The 2,140-nt window shown below is 62.2% G+C and carries 2 protein-coding genes and 1 pseudogene; 1 reads left to right on the top strand and 2 read right to left on the bottom strand.

From position 1 onward, the window contains the following. Positions 1 to 574, bottom strand: a 574-nt coding sequence (locus tag AQY21_RS02550) for an MFS transporter (RefSeq protein WP_152988075.1), incomplete at its 3' end; no start/stop codon positions are given. A gap of 126 nt (positions 575 to 700) precedes the next feature. On the opposite strand from AQY21_RS02550, the gene AQY21_RS02545 reads away from it, so the two are divergent. After that, complete coding sequence (locus AQY21_RS02545; RefSeq protein ID WP_058096281.1) at positions 701 to 1,618, top strand: LysR family transcriptional regulator; 918 nt, start codon at positions 701 to 703, stop codon at positions 1,616 to 1,618. A 184-nt stretch (positions 1,619 to 1,802) separates the two neighbouring features. On the opposite strand, the pseudogene AQY21_RS02540 reads toward AQY21_RS02545, so the two are convergent. Beyond that, a pseudogene (locus tag AQY21_RS02540) lies at positions 1,803 to 2,140 on the bottom strand (recombinase family protein); the annotation flags it as partial.

The raw sequence follows: 2,140 nt of genomic DNA, 5'->3' as shown, positions 1-2,140 counted from the left end.
CCACGCCAAGGATCAGGGCGGGAACGGCCTCCAGCACGAACATCCATTGCCAGCCGTGCCAGCCCATCAGCCCGTCCATCTCCAGCAGCGCACCCGAGATCGGCGAACCAAGCGCCACCGAAATCGGCGCGGCGGCCATGAACAGCGCGGTCACCTGCGCGCGGTTCTTGGCGGGAAACCAGTAGCTGAGATACAGGATGATGCCCGGAAAGAACCCGGCCTCGGCCGCGCCCAGCAGGAAACGCAAGACATAGAAGCTGGTCGGTCCCTGCACGAAGGCCATGGCGCCCGAGATCAGCCCCCAGGTCAGCATGACGCGGGCGATCCAGATTCGCGCGCCGAACCTTTCCAGGGCGAGGTTCGAGGGAACCTCGAAGAAGAAATAGCCGATGAAGAACAGCCCCGCCCCGAAGCCGAAGATGGCGGGCGTGAAGCCGAGATCCTCGTTCATGTGGATGGCCGCGAAGCCCACGTTCACGCGGTCGAGGAACGCGATGAAGTAAAGCAGCATGATGAAGGGTATGATGCGCCATGAGATCTTCCTCATGACGCGCTTTTCGAGCGCATCGCTCATCTGATCCTCCCGATGTGAACGGCAAGGGCGCACTCCTCCGCGCCTTGCAGGAAATTACGGGCGCCGGGGTGCTTTTCTCAATCGTTCAAGGATTGTATAATAAAATGCAATAATGCGAGGATCGGCATGGAACTGCGGCAGTTGCGCTGCGCCGTTGCGGTAGCGGATGAAATGCATTTCGGACGGGCGGCCCGCCGTCTCGATATGATGCCTGCAGCGCTTGGGCGCTCTGTGCGCCAGTTGGAAGACAGCCTGGGCGTGCAGATCTTCGAGCGCACGACGCGATCGGTGGTCATCACCGCGGAAGGCATGCGCGTCATCAAGGAGGCGCGCGCCCTGCTGGCCGAAGCGGATGCTGCTGAACAGCGCTGGCGCAGGCTTGGGCGCAAGGGCGGGCAGGTGCTGCGCCTGGGCGCGATCGACACCGCCGCCAGCGGCCTCGTTCCGGGCTTGCTGCAAGAGGTGCATGCGGTCTGCCCGGACCTCAGAATTCAACTTGTCGAAGAGCGTTCGATCAAGCTGATCCCGCGGCTGCTGGCGGGCAGCCTGGATCTGGCGCTCGTGCGGCCGGGGCTGAAATCGTTTCACCGCCGCCTGCGCGGGCATTTCCTGTTGAACGAAACGCCCATCGTAGTGCTGCCGCCCGGCCATCCGCTTTCGGCACGCCGGGCAATCGACATACCCAGCTTGYGCGACACGCCGCTGATTGTGCCGGACCGCCGCTCGCGTCCGCATAGCCAYGATCTGGTGTTGGCCCTCTTCGAACAGGCCGGGGTAGAACCATGCATCATCCAGAACGCCGACGAGAAGCAGACGATGCTGAACATGGTYGCAGCCGGTATCGGAGCAGCCATCGTCCCTCGATGGTGGTCGGGCCTGGTTCCTCGTGACGTGCAGGTCTGCGACTTGAAACTGAACGGGGATAGCGCCCGGGTAAAACTGCCGCTTCACGTCGTCTGGCCACGCGACGTGCGTGATCCGTCGCGCGATGCGGTTGTTGAAATCCTGCTGTCGATTGCCGACCGCTTCGCAGCATCGGCCTAGGTGTTCAGTCCCGGCATTTGGTGGATCCGGTTGTTTCAGGTTGCGTACCTCGCGCTACGCCGCTGTACGAAATATTTCGCCAACGATCACTGTTTCCGTCCGGAGCAGCATGGCATGCAGAGAACCAAGCGGCCGCAAGTAAAGATGATTGCACGCCCCCGCAACCAGAAATTCTGCACTTTGATTAACCTCCTGTTCGCAGGAGGTTTTTTTGCTGTCCGGACAGTCGATCCGCCGCCAGGCTCAGTGCCAGAATGCCTGCCAGATCGCCGTGCAGCGTCAGATCTAAGCTCATCCGTTTGCCCTTGGTCGGCACCGGTGTCGCCGCGATCTTCTCGATCAGGCCCCGGATCGCCTGGCGGGCTTCAGATTCGTGATCCGGCTCGGAAAGGGCGGCGATCATCGCCTGGATCCGGACGTGATAGGTGTCGGCCATCTTCGGGTGGATCCGCACGGCTGTGTTCGCGGCAGGGGCGGTGGCGAGGTCTTTCTCGATCTGCTTCTGGCGGGCTTCCAGCTGTT

This window comes from Paracoccus sp. MKU1 (genome assembly GCF_001447385.1).
Taxonomy (GTDB): domain Bacteria; phylum Pseudomonadota; class Alphaproteobacteria; order Rhodobacterales; family Rhodobacteraceae; genus Paracoccus.
The sequence above is the reverse complement of the archived record's forward strand: the minus strand, read 5'-3'. Positions and strand labels throughout refer to the sequence as shown.